The organism is Streptomyces beijiangensis (assembly GCF_017315755.1).
Classification (GTDB): domain Bacteria; phylum Actinomycetota; class Actinomycetes; order Streptomycetales; family Streptomycetaceae; genus Streptomyces; species Streptomyces beijiangensis.
Map to the genome: position 1 here is coordinate 1 of NZ_JAFLRJ010000428.1, position 918 is coordinate 918.

The window sequence follows — 918 nt, forward strand, 5'->3', positions numbered from 1 at the left end:
CCCCCGACAGCACGTCCCCGCTCCCCGCGGTGGCCAGCCACCCCGTACCCGTCGGATTCACCCGCACCGGAACCCCCTCCTCCGGCGAAGCGACCAGCGTGGTCGACCCCTTCAGCAGCACGGTCGCCCCGTACCGCCGCGCCAGTTCCCGTACGGACTCAAGGCGAGCCCCCTCGACGACCTCACGCTCGACCCCCAGCAACCGGGCCGCTTCCCCCGCGTGCGGAGTCAGCAGCGTCCCCGCACTCCTCGCCCGTACGACATCCGCGTCCAGCCCCCGCAACCCGTCCGCGTCGACGAGCACCGGCACATCGGAGCCCAGCACCTCCGCCACCACATCGCCCGCGTCCTCGCCGAGTCCCGGCCCGACGACCCACGCCTGCACCCGCCCGGCGTCGGCGACGGGCCCCTCGGAGACCAGTGCCTCCGGGAAACGGGCGATGACCGCATCGCCGCCGCTCCCCACGTACCGCACGGCCCCGGCCCCGCCCCGCAGCGCACCGGCGACGGCCAGCACAGCGGCGCCCGGATACTTCTCCGACCCGGCGACGATCCCGACCACGCCCCGCCGGTACTTGTCGCTCTCGACCCCCGGCACCGGCAGCAGCGCACGCACATCGGCATGCTGCAGCGCCTCGACCTCGGCGGGCCCCGTCTCCAGCCCGATATCGACAAGCCGCACCGCTCCCGCGTACTCCCGCGCCGGATCGATGAGCAGCCCCGCCTTGTACGCCCCGAACGTCACGGTCGCATCGGCCCGTACGGCATCACCGCGCACTTCCCCGCTGTCCGCCTCGACCCCACTGGGCAGATCGACAGCAACCACAAAAGCCCGGGACTCCCCCACCAGCGCGACGAGCGCGGCCGCGTCGGCCCGCAGCCCGCCCTTCCCCCCGAGCCCGGTGATCCCGTCCACCA

At 74.3% G+C, this 918-nt stretch carries 1 protein-coding gene; it reads right to left on the minus strand.

Annotation, left to right across the window (positions count from 1 at the left end):
• Nucleotides 1-918, minus strand: a 918-nt coding sequence (locus tag J0695_RS33535) for a bifunctional ADP-dependent NAD(P)H-hydrate dehydratase/NAD(P)H-hydrate epimerase (RefSeq protein WP_206968541.1), incomplete at both ends; no start/stop codon positions are given.